Genomic DNA, 16,253 nt, shown 5'->3' with positions numbered 1-16,253 from the left:
AGAATCAGTGAAACAGCGTCGGCCGTTCAGCCGCAATACGGCTTAATTTCTCTCCATCGGCACCGTTCGGCTGGCCACGATGGTGTACATGAGCTGGCTCTTGTTGTGCTGGGCAAAAAACTGGTTGTGGTAGCTGATCTGCACATCGCCGAAGCCCAGCACGGCCAAAAACTGTTCGAGCAATTCGGGCGTCAGATGCCACCAGGTTTCTTCAGGATGGCCCACGGAGGTAATAGGCCTGAAGATCATGGATGGTCCAAGCAGTTTCTGGCGAATTTTTCGCACGGCCGCGTTGCCGAGCCAGCCAAATAACCGGTTAATAATTTTCTGACGGTTATTGTCCAGAATCTCCGTTATCACAATAGTTTCTTTCGTGATACGCGATACCTGCTCCAGGGCCAGAAACGGATCGCGCACGTGGAGCAGGATACTACCGAACGTACTAATATCCACAACGCCAATCGACTTAGGAATACGATAAACGGTGCCCTGGACGAAATCAGCACGTGAATTCAAAATTGCGTGGCTTAGTCGATACGCATTGTTGATTTTTCGAATATGATTCTTTCGTTTGGGCGCCCAGGCGGCTCCGTCTTTGTGAGCATAAGGAACAATGTCCCAGTCATCCTCCGGCGACAAATCATAACTAACCACCGACGCCCCCTTGCTTTCCATATAGAAGGAAAGGAAGCCATTGGCCGTGCCCATTTCCAACACGCGTTTGTTAGCCAGATTGATGTTGCCCAGATACGCGTCGGGCGCGATTCGCAGATCCCATTCGCCCTTCATTTCGCCTAAGCCGGGCAAATCAATGGTGTGGTAGAAGTAATAATCGTCGGGGTCAACCTGGGCTGACGTGTGGGAAAAGAAGGTCGGAGTCATGGTTTTGACGTAAAGGTTAGACCAGAAGTAAGAAATGGTGAGGAATCGAAGGTGAGTTGGCTACGTTTCGGATGTCTATCGGCGAAGCCCCAAAAAGGTGAGTGGCATGAGCGAAAATTTGAAATTATTTTGCCCACTTACCTTTTCAGCGTGTCCCCTATTCACCAATACTTGACGGTTGAGTACAATGGTATGGTGTTGCGGTTTATCTTCGCCAATTCGACAACCGTATGGCAACCCGACCATTACCCATTTACGCAACAGACCAAGACCTGTATGATGCCCTGAGTCGTCGCGATGAACGGGCTTACCAGTTTTTGTATGCCGACTCGTATCCTTCATTTCGCTATTGGGTGCTCAGCAACAGTGGCTCGGAGATGGATGCCGAAGATGCGTTTCAGAAGGGAATGCTTAATTTTTTGCTCAATGTCGAAACGGGGAAATATCAGTTTCAGGCCGGAACCCGCGTTACCACGGTGCTCTTCGAGTACTGCAAATGTGTGTGGCTCACCGAGTTAAGATCGGCCCGGCTACGAACCCGCGCTACCATGCCCGACACCATCGAGACACTGGATACCGCCGACGTAGTGAAGGACCTGGAGCGAATGGAAGTTGTGAACGTAGTTCGGCAGTCGCTTCAGCAGCTTAAAGACGAGTGCCGGAAAGTAATTGAGTGGTTTTATGTGGATGATTTATCCCTGCGGGAAATTGCCGAACGGCTGGGCATGAAAGAATCATCGGTTAAATCGAAACGGTACGACTGCGCCGAGAAGTTGAAAGCATTTTATCAACAACGGGCCAATCAGCAAGGATTATGAAGCTATCAGACGATCAATATGAAATCATTGAAGCCTACCTGACCAATGAGTTGTCGGCGGCAGATCGGGTGTTGTTTGAGAACGATTTACAGGCTAATCCCGAGCTTCGCCAGGAGGTCGATAGGCAGCGCGATCTCCGCTTAGGCTTGCGGGCATTGGGCATCGAACGGGCGTTGGAGCGGGCAAAAACACAGTATCAGGCAACCGCCCCAATTGCCCAGGCAACGTCTGCGAACCAACCCGTTGTTCGACCCCTGGTCAACTGGCGGTATTGGGCTGCGGCTGCTTCGGTGGTGGTGCTGGGAGTTGGCTATTATGCCTATCAGCAAACCACCGACCGGCAGGCCGATATCGCTTATGCAGAAACGTTTTCTCCCGACGATCAGCTGACGAAAGATTTCCCATCGGGTACGCTTTCGCCCACCGCCCAAACCCAGTTTCTGGACGCTCTCTCGAATTACAGAGCGGGAAACTATGACAAAGTCATTGAGCAATTAACCACCCTGCCCGCCGACAAACAGACGATTCATTACAAAAATTATTTCTTAGGCCTGAGCTACCTGGCGAATAAACAGCCGGTTGAAGCCATTCCCCTACTCCTCAAGGCGCAGGCGGCTCCCTCGGCCAAACTCCGGCAAAAAGCCGAGTGGTTTCTGGCCTTAGCCTATGTCAAGAACGGGCAAAAAGAGAAGGCCCTGCCAACACTGAAGCGAATCAGTACCGACAAGGCCCACCCCTTCCAATCGCTGGCACAGCGGGTGCTGCAAAAAATTGAGTAGGTCAGATTTATTGGTTAACGAGTGTCTCCTCTTCCGTTGCTGTGTCCTCACAGCAACCTATGCATAAGCCTATCGTTACCTGCCGGACAGGTTGCTGTGAGGACACAGCAACGGGGAGAGGGGAGAGCGTAGGGTTCTCAACCTGAATCCACAATAAGTTTACTGGTTAAACAGCGTCTGCACTTCGCTGGCCGTTAACGCGCGTTTATAAATCCGAATGTCGTCCATAGCGCCTTTGAAATACCAGGGCAGGTCTTTATACTGTGCGCCGAATTTTAATTCCCCACCCGGACATGGATCTATCCCACTGGCAGCCAGGTTAGGGTTTTCGAAGACCAAAATATTATTAAAATACATCCGGGCCGTTTTGCCGCTGTATGTAAATACCAGGTGATACCAGTTGGCAAGTACCACTGGAGCGGTAAACTCCAGGTCCTTCCAGCCTACACCGCCCTGACAGTTGCTACCCTGCTTGATGTTGGTCATAAATGTAAGCTTTGGTCCAACATCATTCTCTGCTTTAATTAAGGAGCTATACGTTTGCGGGAGACCGTCATTAAAGCGGGCTTTGTTGTAAATCTGCATCCGGCCATCCACGTTAGCCGGTATGACGGCAGGTTTGATCCACAAACTAATTGACATTGCCTCTGGATTCAGCGTGCCATTCTCCGGCATGTAGAAATAATCGCCCGCGCCATTTAGCAGAATAGCCGAATTTGCATTTCCCTTACGATCAGCTATGAACGTGGTACCAACTAATTTGACGTGGTTGTTGTATCCACTGACATCCAGTAAAGACCCATTGGTGAAGGCCACAGAGGCTATCAAATCCTGTGCGACAGGATCAGCCTGCGTTGTAAATGACATGACCGGCCCGTATATAATCTCTCCTGATGGCAACCGGGCAAACGAACGGTAATAGTAGGTTCTATTGGGGGTCAGGTCGATTAAGTTAACAACCACGCTGACCCCCACTGCGGGACTGACTTTAGCGGCCGGGCTGTTAACATCCGGCATGTTGGTTGTGGATGAATAATAGATACCATACTCGATAGCGGCTGGGCTACCCGAATTTGATACCACAAAATTAACAGAAGCGGTTGTTGCACCGACGCTTGCGGTACCGTTCACAGCAACCACCGGGTTCTGGTTTGTTCGGAAGGTTTGCACCGCACTGTAGGCAGGTCCTGCCAAATTAACGGCGTAACTACGCACGTAATAGAGCGTGTTGGATTGAAGGCCCGTAAGTGAAAAAGGGAGGGGCGAGTTAATAGCTACGGCTCCTGTTCGCTCCTGTTTTGGGTCTTTGCCTTCTTCGGGAACCATATTTTTGTCCGAATAACAGATGCCATACCGGGTGATGGCTGCATTCCCAGTGGAGGTTATGCTCATGCCCGTGGGCGCCGAGTTGGTCGAAACGGTCGTAATCGCCTGTAGCGTCACCGTAGGCAGCATGGCATCGCTTACCGAAATCGTCCGCAACAGAATAGCCTCCTGCCTGCAGGTGTTGGTGAGAGTAGCTTTTGCGTTGTAAGTGCCCGGTGTGGGGTAGGTATAAGAGACTGTCATCCCGGTGGTGGCAGTAACACTACCATTACCAAAATCCCAGAGGACTCCGTCGATAGTGCCGCTGCTACCAGTTATAGAAAAGTCTACTTTCAGTTGCTGAACTTGTGCCGCGAGCGTACCCGATGGCGGCACACAATTCCGCTGCAATTTTTTGGTAGGGAGTTCCCAGGTCTCGCAACTCCATAGCAGTCCGCCACAACTGCCAAGTAACATCAGGCCAATAAAAAGAGCGGGTAAATTTTTCATGATCAGGAGACAAGAGGGTGTGGGATAAATCAAAATGTGTAGCCAATAGCCAGCCCCACTGATTGTGAGGATGGCTTCCAGTGCAGCGCATTCGTGCGTAGCTTTGGCTTGTGCAGCAACAGGTATAGTTCGGCTATGGTCGCCACTGCGGCAACACCAATGCAGGCTTTAAACAAGCCGTTTTTTTGCTGGGCAGTTTCGGCGGCCGTATACGCTTCATTATACTGACGGTAGGAATCCGGGTTAGCAATTATTCCGCTGTCGGTTGGGTCAACCGTCTGGCTGATTTGACTCAATGTGCCCAGTTTATCCTGAAAATCGCTACGCAGGAGCAACGCATAAACACCTGCCCCAATGGCTACAGCGCCCGTAAAAACCTTTAAACCAATCCGTTTAGGGGGCGCAATAATTCCTTTAATGGTATTAATCTGAATCAGGAGAGACTCCCGCTTTGTTGCAGTGGCATAGTTGAGGGCCTGCGTATAGCTGTTTCTGGCGGCCACATACGCTTTCTGATTGAACAGCTTGTTGCCTTCGCGCTCGTAATAATCCGTTAACTGCGACTTTGTCGTCGCATCGTCGGGGTTGAGATTGAGCAGTTGATTGAACAGTTTAATTGCTTCCGGACCTTTGCCCTGCTGCACGGCATCGGTAGCCTGCTGCCGCAGGGCCAAACCGGTAACACATTCGTCAATCTGCCCTTTCGCGTACGTATCATTTTCAAAGCCGGGGACTTCGAGGCAGTTCTGGTATTGTCGGCGGGCTTCGAGGTACTTACCTTCCTTAAACAGGTCGTCACCCCGTTTTTTGTATCGATCATATTCGTCATCGACAAGGAGGACCTTTTCCGGCGCCCGGCCCAGTACCTGAATGGCGGGCAGCAGGCTAAACGACAGCAGCAGGAAAAGGATGAACCGGTGTAGTGGTTTAGTCATAAACATGTAGGTTACTGCTTTATTGGCATAGTTTAATTTTCCGTCGAACTTCCGGGGTATCTTTCACGGATAGCGCGACCTCATACCAGGCTTTTGCTCCGTCGAACTCCTCCCGCTCAAAGAGGTTATTTGCTTTATTCATGTTGTAGTTGTAGGCTCCGTCGGCTTTAGCGGTACTCAATTGATGGTCTTTCGCCAGTGCCTGTGCCTTGTTAAACGTTGCAACAGCTTTTGTTTTGTTGTTGCCATTGGTAATGGCTTTCATGCCTTCGTCAATCAACTCGTCATACGTATCCTGATGCTTCTGTTTTTCATTTTTCGCCTTCTCTTCAGGAGTCGGCTCCGACAATTTCGACTTCTCTGATTCGGCTGGTGCTGGCACAACGTCTTTTGGCACTTCCGGGGCGGTTGTCGTTAGGGGCGTCGGCTTATCAGGCTCTGGCGTTCCCGACGGTTTCTTTTGACTTTCTTTCAGGGCAGCATCACGCAGCGCAACTACATCCCGGCGCGTAGGATCGAGCTGTAGCGCGCTGTTGGTCAGCACAAGAACCTGTTCAAAGTCTTTTACTTTATACGCCCGACGCGCTTTGTCAAGAGCCACGTCAATTCGGCGTTTGGTCAGCGCATCTTTGGACTCACCCAGCCTGGGCACAATCGCGGTCACTGTATCTGGCAATTTTTTACCGCCCGAAATTATTTCTGCCCTAACGGTAACGCTGCTGTCTCTTGGCTGAACAGTACCCGTCGTTGCCGGTTGTGTTCTATCTCTCAGGGTAAAATAAAGCGCCAGGGTAACTAACCCTACTGTTGCCGGAGCTACCACCCGCCAGGGAAACGGTTTTCCCAGGGGCTGCCTAACAGGCGATGCGATAATCGGCTGGGCTACCGGTTCGCTCTGTGGAGTTGGCTGAACACCCGGCGTCGCTACCGCAACCGATTCGCGGCCAATCAGCGGTTTGGACGTTTTACCGGCCGGGGCTGATGCCGATGGGGCCACATACACGTCCGTTTGTTCTTCCCGATACACATCTGTTACATCAGGCTCTATGACCACGGGCTGCGGGCGGAGCCGGTCGATGCAGAATACCAGGCCACGGGCAGCGGCAGCGTGAGCCGGATTAATATGCAAAACCTGCTCATACCTGCTTTTCGCCTGCTCAACCTGCTGCTGAGCAAGCAGGGCATCGGCATCGTTCAGTAACGTACTAATGTGCTGTTGCTCAAGAGCCGCCTTACACTGATCCACGCCCTTCCGGGCTTCGGCATGATGTTCCCGCTTGGCCAGTACTTCCTCAAACAGGGCAAGCGCGTCGTTGTACTGCTGCCTGCCAACCAACCTATTGGCCTCGGCCAGTAATTGGGGAATTTGATCCAATAAGTCTAATAATTCCTGTGCCTTGCGGGCACGCTGATGGATGTCGCGCACTAAACACCGCCGAATCATCGACGCATATGGCTCGGCAACCTGGTTCAGGCGGGCGGGCAGCTCGACGGTTATGATTTTCTTCTCGATTTCGCGCCGAACCGACTGATCGCTGCTGTTGCGTAAATTGGCCCGAAACGGCTTTTCGCCCGTCATCAGTTCGTAGAGAATAACGCCGAACGCCCATAAGTCGAGGTTGAAACTAACCCGGCTGCCTTCAATCTGCTCCGGAGCTTTGTAGGAAGGTGTGCCCCGCCCGTCGCTCAAATCAAAGTCCGAACTGTCGAGTTCGTCGTCGCTCACCAACTTGCTCAGGCCAAAATCGGCGATTTTAGGAATGAACCGCCCGGCATAATCACGGGAGATAAGGATGTTGGCCGGTTTGAAATCACGGTGAACAATTCGTTGGCGGTGCAGGTGCTGAAGGCCCAGCAGAATGCCCTGCGTGATGTCATAAATTTGGGTAGGTGTCAGCGTTACGCGACGGATAAGGTCAGCCAGATTACCATCGGGATAATATTTCATGATGGCGAAATCGCTCACACTGGTGTCGGTTTCGAGCCGATAACAGGCGTCGTAGCGGGCAATGTTGGTTTGCCGGGGAACCCGCTGCGCCAGTTCGACTTCGGCCTTCAGCGATTTGGTATCATTGCCCTTAAACTCACTGATCTTAATGGCAACCCACTCCGTTTCAACCTGATCCTCGACTTTGATGACCCGACCATAGGAGCCGCTACCCAACAGCGACCCTTCATCATTCGGGCGAATCGGATAGCGTCGCTTGAAGTCCTGAAACGAGGTAAACGGTTGATTCATAGCGTGGAAGGAGGGTGCAGAGCAGCTTACAAATCAAAGATACGCTAAAGGAAGGTCATCCGAAAACCGGCCATAAAAAACCGGTGTCTGCTGTCCCCGCGTCCGTTTTTTCACGTGTGGAGCTACATACCGATGCAACTCCCGTATCGTTACAATTCGATTGCCGTCGAGATCGCCCTGCCCGGTCAATCCGCGCAGCATGAAATAGGTGAACGCCCCACCAGCCAATCGGCCGTCTTCGACCGCATACTGAGTGGATCGGCTTGCCAGCATCATGGCTACATTGCTGCCCTCGCTCACACCCTTCGCTATCGTGCGCGGGCTTGCCTGCTGCCGGGTCATGCCGCCCGACAGGCAGGCGTCGGCTATGCTTAGTTTTGTTAGGGATTTGGATTCATGAAAAGCGGCTTTAATAGCCTGATGGGTTAGCAACCGGCTCCGGTCTCCCGGACGGGCATCGTAGGGAACAAAACTGTCGGGCAGGCCATGACCTGAGAAATAAAGGATAACGCGGTCGCCGGGACCAGCCTGCTTAAAGAGCATCAGTGCCTGACGGATGTTTGCCTGAGTTGCCTGACGGTTCGTTAGCAGGTGGATATGCGAAGCCGGTACCGACCCGCCTGCCCTGCGTTGAAGAAAAGCGACAACCTGCCGGGCATCCCGGTCGGCAAACCGTAAATCGCCGGTGGCGTAGGTAAGGGCCTGATAATCAGAAATACCAATAACAACGGCATACGTTTGCCCGGTCGATGCAGTTTGCTGGCAGCTAATCAGTAATCCTAAGTAGAGCAGGAGATGAATCGGCATTTGTTTAAGGCAAATTTAGGTTATTCTATAACCTGCTAACCACTAACTTACTAACCAATAAGCTGCATTTGCGTTACCTGACTGATGCCAATTAAATAACCAGAATAATTGTCTTTTGTCTGGCCACTACAGAGGGCTTGCATGGCCTCTATTATTTCGCTATCAGGCTGGCTATCAGACAGTAAGGCTTCTACTGTAAGATCATCAATTTGTTCCAGTACGCCATCTGTACACATAAAAAAATAGTCGCCCGCCCGGATGTCAGCCAGCATTGTCAGGTCGGGAGCAGCGTGAATGACTGGTTTGTCTGCCTCAACCGAGCTGACAACAACGGCCCGGCTCAGCCGATTCCGCCAGGGGTGCGTTAGTGCCTGCTCAGGGGTAATTATTCCAGCCTTAACCATGTCGTCCACCTGCCGGTGATCCTGCGTCCGAAAAATAATTTTGCCCGCCCGTAGCTGATAAACCCGGCTATCGCCGATATGTGCGATGGTAACGCCCCGTTCATGAAATTGCAGCAAAGCGAGAGTCGACCCCATGCGGCTTGCAAGCGGATGCTGGTGCAAATAGGCCTCATAAGCCTCATACGCCTGATCGAGCGCAGCCTGCAGGTGGGCGCTATCAAAAATAGGGCCACCCAGTGCCGATGCGTAACGCACGATTGCATCGCACAGCAACTGACTGGCCACGTCTCCTTTGTCGGCACCGCCCATCCCGTCGCAGACGATAAAAAGCTGGGTAGCCTCAGTTGCCCGGTTAACCGCCGGATAGAGCGCGTCCTGATTGATCGTCCGTTGCCCAATATGGGAGAAGGCAAGGGGCAAAGCTGGCTGAATGTGCATACGTTATTGCGTGCGATCAGGGTTAAAATCCAGCTCAACTTTGTAGGTATCGAGCATAGCGGGAGAAATGGCGAAATGGCTCAACCGAAAGCGGTCAAGGCCACCCAGAGTAATAATTTCGTCATCACCAACGTCGATCATCTCGGCTTTCTGCAACGGGGTACCCCTCAGTTGTGTCCCGTTGAGACTGTACTGCATGATCTGCGTTTGCAGATCGACAGCCCCATCCTGAAGTTGGTAGCGCAGTTGGCCAGTCCACTTATCGAAGGTAATGGTGAGCGTGCAATGCCGGCGGCTGATGTAGCACCGGCCATTGTGCACAAAACGGTCTACCTGCATTGTGCAGGTATCCGACGTGCCAATCACATTACGGCCAAACTGAAGCGGGTAGGCTGTTGCCGAACTGCCCAAATAGATCAACTGCCCGAATCCGGGCAATCCCCGCACAATGTTTTCATCGTACTGAAAGGCTGTTTGCAGCACATTGACAGCTCCGCACCCGACATGCGAGCAGGTAATCGATCCCAGTTCGGCATCGGCTGTCCGAACCAGAATTCGCCGGCCACACTGCTGGCAGGTAATAAGGGTTGTTTTAAATGCACTCATAAGCACTTACTCGTCCATGTCACGAACATCCCCATTGTTAATATACGTATCGTCCGGCTCGTGTGAGTCAGCCAGATAAGTTGCTTCATCGGGCTCAGGTTCATCCACTATACTATCTTCGGCTGGTGCAGTTGGGATGGCCGCCGACGCGTCCGGCTCAAGAATCGAATCAACTACTTCTTTCGCCATGCTGGCCTCCAGACCCTGGCTGAACTGCTCGTTGGACAACACAAACGGGTGATCGATGCGAACCGCGCCAGTTAGCTCACCATCGAGTGAATCGTAGCGATAAACCGTATCCAGCCCATCATCACCGCTGGCATCCACGACCCGATAGGTGTACCCGTCGGCGCCGTCCATTACTAAGGTGTCGATCACTCCATCGTGGTTGAAATCGAGGCCCATTACGCGCTGACCGTTTAGGTGGCCTTCAATAAGGACAGGCTCTGTTTGGTCGGTTGTTCCGGAAGCAGTTCCGGGTGTTTGGGCCACCTGTGGTGCGTAGGGCTTAACCGGTAGTTTCTCTCCGGTAATCTGTTCGGTATACTCCTGTCGCTGCTGCAGCGACAGACCGCTCCATTCTTCTTTCTCAAACGTATTGTACCAGCGACCGTGCCAGCTAAACACTCCGCCCATACCGACCTCAGCACGGGCGGCACCGAACGCCTGCTCAAACGACATGCCGTCGGTTACTTTACCGGCCACATCAACATCGGCAGGAAGCGCAACAGGAGAAGGAGAATTTGACGTATTCATCTCATTGTCTGATGGCTGCTTTCCTCTTTCGGTAATCTTTTGGCTAATGGCCCAGGCGGCACTGCCCAACAATAGCGTAGCAGCGGAAATAGCCAGTACTTTATTTTTATCAGGACCAGATTTGGCGGGTGTGGTAGTCGATGGCGTCATGGAATAGGCGTCGGTTGGCAGGTCTGTCTGACTGGCAAGTTGTGACATGGTTGACAAAAAGAATAAATTAGTGAAAGATGTCCGTGTATCGGGCACCGCCAGAAAAGGTAAGTGAGAAATCAAAAAAATTTACTTCACCCACACCGCCTGACAGCGTCGGCAACTCTTTTGCTGGGCGAGCAGGTCCCATTCGCGCGCGCCAAATGGGTCGCGGCAGGTCGGATTGGGACACCGATACCGTTCCCGGTATTCTTTGTCAATAACTTCTAATTTCTCCTCCGTCGACAGCAGCGTGGAACACAGGGTCGGCACCAGCACACTCAGGCCAGCGCCCGACAGGATATGCAGCAGCGGCAGGGCCGATCCGCCCGTTGTGAAAACGGCGCTTATGCCCACAATGGAGGAAAGAATGACGCTGCCAGTCCGAATCATTTTTTCGCGGTTGCGGCAGTCCCGGCGGAGTTGCGGGTATTGTTCGTGAACCTGCTGCAGGTCGGCAAACTGACCGGTAAAATCGAGGGCGTCAGGCCGGTTGTCAACCCCAGGCGGCACGGGTGGCGCCGTTTGCATGGGTATAATGGGATCCACCTTTCGTAGGGCAAGTAGCTCGTCAACCGTGAAATCGGCGTCAGCGAGCCGCAGGGTATCGTGACTGTCGACAATTTTGCGGGTGACTCGAATGCCATTCACAAACGAGCCATTCTTACTGGACAGGTCCTCGAACAAAAAACTCGTGGGCGTGCATTGAATCAGGCGGGCGTGATGGCTGCTTACTTTGCTGTTGGGTACGATTAGCTCATTATCGGCTCCCCGACCAATCGTGAACGTGGGGAGCTGGCTCAGGTTTCCGATCAATTGTTCAAATTGACCATCAGTAAAGGCGGCTGGTGAAGAGGGCATGAACAGGCTGAAGAAAGAATAGCCAGGCAATATACAAAAATGGCAAATCTACTCAACCCGGAGGTGTCGGGCGCAATCCCCAAAAAGAGATAGCCCGCTTAGCAAACGGGCCATCTACCCAACACACCTAATTAAACAAAACGTAAGCTTGTACCCGTAGCGGTCAGTGTATATACGGTCGATAGCCCCCGCTGGATTTCGGGCTACCGTTAACGGCAACCCGTTCTAACCTCTTTTTTGGCCGTTCAGCAAAGCACTAAACTTTCAGTTGACGTGCGAATAATGAAGCCAAACATGGGTTATCTTTGCCCGGTTTTGACCCCGCTTGTAGACCAAAAGGCGAAAGCCTGATTTATGGAAGATAAGAAACATTTAGACACCGTTTCAGCCGCCGGGCTGCTGGTGGCAATGGGTATCATTTACGGCGACATCGGTACATCGCCCCTGTACACACTTCGGGCTATTGTCGGTCCTGACAACCCAGTACGAGCCGATGTTGTGCGTGGTGCCCTTTCCTGTGTTCTCTGGACGCTAACCTTACAAACCACCGTCAAATATGTCATTCTGATTTTACGAGCCGACAACCGGGGCGAAGGTGGTATTTTTGCGCTTTACGCGCTGGTTCGGCGGCATGCCCGCTGGCTAACCTTGCCGGCCATAATTGGTGGATCGGCACTGCTGGCCGATGGGATTATTACACCCCCTATTTCGGTTTCGTCGGCGGTTGAAGGGCTTCGGCTGCTTTATCCGGCGATCACGCATATACAGATTATTGAGATTGTTATTGCCATTTTAACCCTTCTGTTTCTGATTCAAACCTTCGGAACAAGCGTAGTCGGTACGGCATTCGGCCCCATTATGCTCGTTTGGTTTATCATGCTCGGCACGCTCGGTATCATTCAGATTGCCCAGGCGCCGGGTATTCTGGCCGCTGCCAACCCCTATTATGCCTGGTGGCTCTTGTCGGAGTATCCCGGTGGTTTCTGGCTCTTAGGTTCAGTATTTCTTTGCACAACGGGCGCTGAAGCTCTGTATTCGGACATGGGGCACTGCGGGCGGTCCAACATCCGGGTTAGCTGGGTATTTGTTAAATCCTGCTTAGTCCTGAATTATTTTGGGCAGGGCGCCTGGTTGCTTAGTATTGAAGGCCAAAAACTTCAGAACCGTATTCCGTTTTACGAAGTGATGCCACCCTGGTTTCTGACCATCGGTATTTCAGTCGCTACAGCCGCTACGGTTATTGCCAGCCAGGCTCTTATCAGTGGCTCGTTTACCCTCATTAGCGAGGCAATTCGGCTGAACTTCTGGCCTAAAGTTCGTCTTCGCTATCCCAGCGTTCAGAAAGGTCAGCTCTACGTACCAAGTGTCAATTTATTGCTTTGGTCAGGCTGCGTGGGGGTGGTGCTGTACTTCCGCGAGTCGTCGAACATGGAAGCCGCTTATGGGCTGGCCATTACCCTGACGATGCTGATGACCACGTTGCTGATGTCCTATTACCTGTATACCCATAAGTACCAGGCGTGGTGGGTTGTTGTGTTCTTATTCGTTTATTTGGGTATCGAAGGGTCTTTTCTGGTTGCTAACCTGATTAAGTTTCCACATGGTGGCTGGGTATCGGTGCTGATTGGTTCAGCCATTGCCAGCGTGATGTACATTTGGCTACAGGCCTTCCAGATTAAACTTCGCCTGACCGAATACGTCCGAATCGACCACTATATTCAGGCTATTAAAGAACTGAGCCGCGACATCAGTATTCCGAAATATTCCACCCACATTGTCTTTATGAGCAATGCGGCCCGGCAATCGGAGATCGAATCAAAAATCATTTATTCCATCTTTCAAAAGCGCCCCAAACGCGCCGATATCTACTGGTTCGTTCACGTTGATACCACCGACGACCCCTACACGATGGAATACAAAGTGAACACCATTGCGCCTGACGATGCCTATAAAGTGACGTTTAAATTAGGTTTTCGGGTCGAGCAACGCATCAACCTGTTCTTCAGAAAGGTGATTGAAGATATGGTGAAGAACAAGGAAGTGGACATTACGAGCCGCTACGAATCGCTCAGCCGCCAGAATGTAATCGGTGATTTCCGCTTTGTGGTGCTCGAAAAATTCCTGTCGTTCGAGAACGAACTGCCCGCCCGCGAACGCTTTATCATGAATATCTATTTTAGCATCAAAGGCTTCACCACGCCCGAAGACCGCTGGTTCGGCTTAGACAGCAGTTCGGTGAAAGTTGAGAAGGTACCCTTAGTCATTCGCCCCGTCGAAAATATCCAACTGAAACGTATTACATCTTAATGTAGAGACGCAATACCTTGCGTCTCCTATGCGTCAGCTACAGCATCCGGCAGGAGACGCAAGGTATTGCGTCTCCTGCCAATCTACTTGCTTATGAACATTCTCATTACCGGCGGAGCCGGATTCGTTGGCTCATCGCTGGCCATTTCGCTTAAGAAAAATTATCCGCAGTATCAGATTTTTGCGCTCGACAACCTCAAACGGCGCGGCTCCGAATTGAGCTTAGCCCGGCTCAAAGCGGTCGGTATCGAATTTCTGCACGGCGACATTCGGAACAAAGAGGATTTCGACGCGCTCCCCGCCGTCGACACCGTTATCGAGGCCTCTGCCGAACCATCCGTGCTGGCCGGGCTGGATGGCACGCCCGATTACCTCATTAATACCAATTTGTTTGGCACGGTCAATTGCCTCAATTATGCCCTGAAACACAAGGCTAATTTTATTTTTCTGTCCACAAGTCGCGTCTATCCAATTAGAACCATCGAAACGCTGAATTTTGAGGAGGCCGACACGCGCTTTGTTCTCGCCGACAACCAGCCTGTGCCGGGCGTATCGGCGCGGGGAATTGCCGAAGATTTCCCGCTCACCGGAGCGCGGTCGTTATATGGTACCACCAAACTGGCGTCGGAGTTGCTGATTCAGGAATACAACGAGTTTTATGGGTTGAGAACGGTTATCAACCGCTGTGGCGTCATCACCGGACCCTGGCAAATGGGCAAAGTCGATCAGGGCGTGATGGTGCTCTGGATTGCTAAACATTATTTCGAGCAGCAGCTTGCGTATATAGGGTACGGTGGAACGGGTAAACAAACCCGCGATATGCTCCACATCGCCGACCTCTACCGGCTGATCGACTGGCAGTTACACCACCTCGACGCCGTAAACGGGCAGATTCTGAACGCGGGCGGTGGCGTGGAAAGCAGCGCGTCGTTGCAAGAGTTGACCCAAATCTGTCAGGAAATAACGGGCAAAACCATTCCCATTAAGCAGGTGAGCGAAAACCGGGCCGCCGATATCCGGCTCTACATCACCGACAACACCAATGTGACGAAACTAACCGGCTGGAAACCCCAGTTGGGCATCCGCGAGATTGTGACCGATATTCATTACTGGCTCGATGAAAACCGGGCTGCCCTGGAACCGATTTTAAGGTAAGATCATTTTACTGGTTGATAAACCGCAGTGTCGTGGTGTCAGGTTTGAGAACCTGACACCACGCTGTTTTTGGACTAACCAGACCGTGAGCACCTTATTATATTTATGTCGTTCATAATCAGATATCCCCCCCCCATTATCTAATGCAAGAGAAATAAATTTCATATATAACAACTATTGATTACAAAAAAAGCTACTTTAGTACTTCATCCTCTTCCTTATCCTAACGTCTCATGCGCTGCCCTACCACCTATGTTGTTGACCGCTTTATGCCACCGTCGTTCAATTTTACTCAAAATTATTGCTACTGCTGACAAAGCCGGGGTGGACTGCCAAACACCCCAGGCTGACCCGATGCTATTTCAAAAGCGCGTAGCAGCCGGGCTACCGCGCTTTGCGCTCATCACCAACGAGAACCTCGAAAACCCAGCTCTCTTTACCAACATCCGGGCCATTAGCTCAGGCACGTCGATTATTGTTTGCCTAACCTCGGAGTCCGTTTTGACGAAGAGCCTCTGGGCGGTGCTGGATAATCTGGAATTCGATGTGCTCTGCACAGTGGATGAACTGACCGATTGTCTACTTACTCTCAAAGCCGGACGGTTTTACCACTCCTCTCTACTGCAAACACATTCGGGCTATGAACTAACAGAAACCTTCCCCGGTTGGCACGACCTGACGCCTGCCGAACGGCGCGTTTTGAAACTTATGGTTGAGGGCAGCACCGGCCCACAAATTGCTGCTGCTCTATTCATTAGCGCGAAAACGGTGAACAACCACAAAGCTAAAATTTCTCAGAAACTGAACGTAACCGGCGGGCCAGGCAGCCTGACCCGCTTTGTGCTCATGGAACGTGAACAGATAACTGCCTTACTGGCATAGGTAAGTTATGGGTAAGTTTACTCATGCAAAAATGAGCAAGGCTACCTACGAAAAATGGGTAAGTTTGCTCATGCACCGGGGCATTTCATCGGCCACCTTTGTCTTGTTGACGCGCAACAAAGGCGGATGCCGAAAAGCCTGAGAAAATAGAGTAGGTGAAACCTGTTGATTTTAAAATTATGATAAAGCTGGAAAGCCAGCAAATGGCTAATTTTTTTGGTGGTTCACTTAGCGATAAAAGAGCGGGCTTCGCATGTGGTGTCGCTATAGGCGCATCTATATTAGTGGGGGCAGTCTCAGGAGGGATTGGACTTGCAGCAATGCTTGGTGGCGCGGTCGTACCTGTTTGTGGAGCAGCAATAGGCAGTCTTTATTAAACA

15 protein-coding genes are annotated in these 16,253 nt (G+C 51.7%); 6 read left to right on the top strand and 9 right to left on the bottom strand.

The genetic code is table 11. The features are described 5' to 3' along the window. Window positions 1–42 precede the first annotated feature (42 nt). On the bottom strand, window positions 43–882 hold the full coding sequence (locus ACYVI1_RS17345; RefSeq protein WP_460911993.1) for a class I SAM-dependent methyltransferase: 840 nt from the start codon (window positions 880–882) through the stop codon (window positions 43–45). 230 nt (window positions 883–1,112) lie between these two features. Between ACYVI1_RS17345 and ACYVI1_RS17340 the strand changes: the two genes are divergently transcribed. Together ACYVI1_RS17340 and ACYVI1_RS17335 are read left to right on the top strand one after the other, a co-directional pair. Further along, window positions 1,113–1,700 carry an RNA polymerase sigma factor gene (locus ACYVI1_RS17340; protein WP_460911992.1) on the top strand — a complete coding sequence of 196 codons (588 nt, stop codon included), beginning with the start codon at window positions 1,113–1,115 and terminating at the stop codon, window positions 1,698–1,700. Next, window positions 1,697–2,479 (top strand): hypothetical protein, encoded by a 783-nt coding sequence (locus ACYVI1_RS17335; RefSeq protein ID WP_460911991.1) that lies wholly within the window; start codon window positions 1,697–1,699, stop codon window positions 2,477–2,479. The genes ACYVI1_RS17340 and ACYVI1_RS17335 overlap by 4 nt, the downstream gene beginning before the upstream one ends. Window positions 2,480–2,638: 159 nt before the next feature. On the opposite strand, the gene ACYVI1_RS17330 is transcribed toward ACYVI1_RS17335, so the two are convergent. From ACYVI1_RS17330 to ACYVI1_RS17295, 8 genes are all read right to left on the bottom strand, one after another. Continuing rightward, a complete protein-coding gene (locus ACYVI1_RS17330) occupies window positions 2,639–4,294 on the bottom strand; it encodes a LamG-like jellyroll fold domain-containing protein (RefSeq protein WP_460911990.1) in 1,656 nt (551 codons plus the stop codon). A gap of 29 nt (window positions 4,295–4,323) precedes the next feature. Further along, window positions 4,324–5,229 (bottom strand): tetratricopeptide repeat protein, encoded by a 906-nt coding sequence (locus tag ACYVI1_RS17325; protein WP_460911989.1) that lies wholly within the window; start codon window positions 5,227–5,229, stop codon window positions 4,324–4,326. 19 nt (window positions 5,230–5,248) lie between these two features. Then, window positions 5,249–7,468: a serine/threonine-protein kinase gene (locus ACYVI1_RS17320; RefSeq protein WP_460911988.1), complete on the bottom strand. Its 2,220-nt coding sequence runs from the start codon at window positions 7,466–7,468 to the stop codon at window positions 5,249–5,251. A 33-nt stretch (window positions 7,469–7,501) separates the two neighbouring features. After that, window positions 7,502–8,275: a caspase family protein gene (locus ACYVI1_RS17315; protein ID WP_460911987.1), complete on the bottom strand. Its 774-nt coding sequence runs from the start codon at window positions 8,273–8,275 to the stop codon at window positions 7,502–7,504. A gap of 50 nt (window positions 8,276–8,325) precedes the next feature. After that, window positions 8,326–9,117: a PP2C family protein-serine/threonine phosphatase gene (locus ACYVI1_RS17310; protein ID WP_460911986.1), complete on the bottom strand. Its 792-nt coding sequence runs from the start codon at window positions 9,115–9,117 to the stop codon at window positions 8,326–8,328. 3 nt (window positions 9,118–9,120) lie between these two features. Next, complete coding sequence (locus tag ACYVI1_RS17305) at window positions 9,121–9,723, bottom strand: FHA domain-containing protein (RefSeq protein ID WP_460911985.1); 603 nt, start codon at window positions 9,721–9,723, stop codon at window positions 9,121–9,123. Between the two features lie 6 nt (window positions 9,724–9,729). Beyond that, window positions 9,730–10,677, bottom strand: a complete 948-nt coding sequence (locus ACYVI1_RS17300; RefSeq protein ID WP_460911984.1) for a hypothetical protein — start codon at window positions 10,675–10,677, stop codon at window positions 9,730–9,732. Window positions 10,678–10,758: 81 nt separating this feature from the next. Beyond that, window positions 10,759–11,529, bottom strand: coding sequence for an FHA domain-containing protein (locus tag ACYVI1_RS17295; protein ID WP_460911983.1), 771 nt, complete (start codon window positions 11,527–11,529; stop codon window positions 10,759–10,761). A gap of 354 nt (window positions 11,530–11,883) precedes the next feature. On the opposite strand from ACYVI1_RS17295, the gene ACYVI1_RS17290 reads away from it, so the two are divergent. From ACYVI1_RS17290 to ACYVI1_RS17275, 4 genes are all read left to right on the top strand, one after another. Beyond that, window positions 11,884–13,836 (top strand): KUP/HAK/KT family potassium transporter, encoded by a 1,953-nt coding sequence (locus ACYVI1_RS17290; protein WP_460911982.1) that lies wholly within the window; start codon window positions 11,884–11,886, stop codon window positions 13,834–13,836. Between the two features lie 93 nt (window positions 13,837–13,929). After that, window positions 13,930–14,991 (top strand): NAD-dependent epimerase/dehydratase family protein, encoded by a 1,062-nt coding sequence (locus ACYVI1_RS17285; protein WP_460911981.1) that lies wholly within the window; start codon window positions 13,930–13,932, stop codon window positions 14,989–14,991. Window positions 14,992–15,345: 354 nt separating this feature from the next. Next, a complete protein-coding gene (locus tag ACYVI1_RS17280) occupies window positions 15,346–15,873 on the top strand; it encodes a helix-turn-helix domain-containing protein (RefSeq protein ID WP_460911980.1) in 528 nt (175 codons plus the stop codon). 155 nt (window positions 15,874–16,028) lie between these two features. Next, entirely contained in the window at window positions 16,029–16,250 is a 222-nt protein-coding gene (locus ACYVI1_RS17275; protein WP_460911979.1) for a hypothetical protein, read from the top strand. Window positions 16,251–16,253 lie beyond the last annotated feature (3 nt).

The organism is Spirosoma areae (assembly GCF_054781775.1).
The sequence above is the reverse complement of the archived record's forward strand: the minus strand, read 5'-3'. Positions and strand labels throughout refer to the sequence as shown.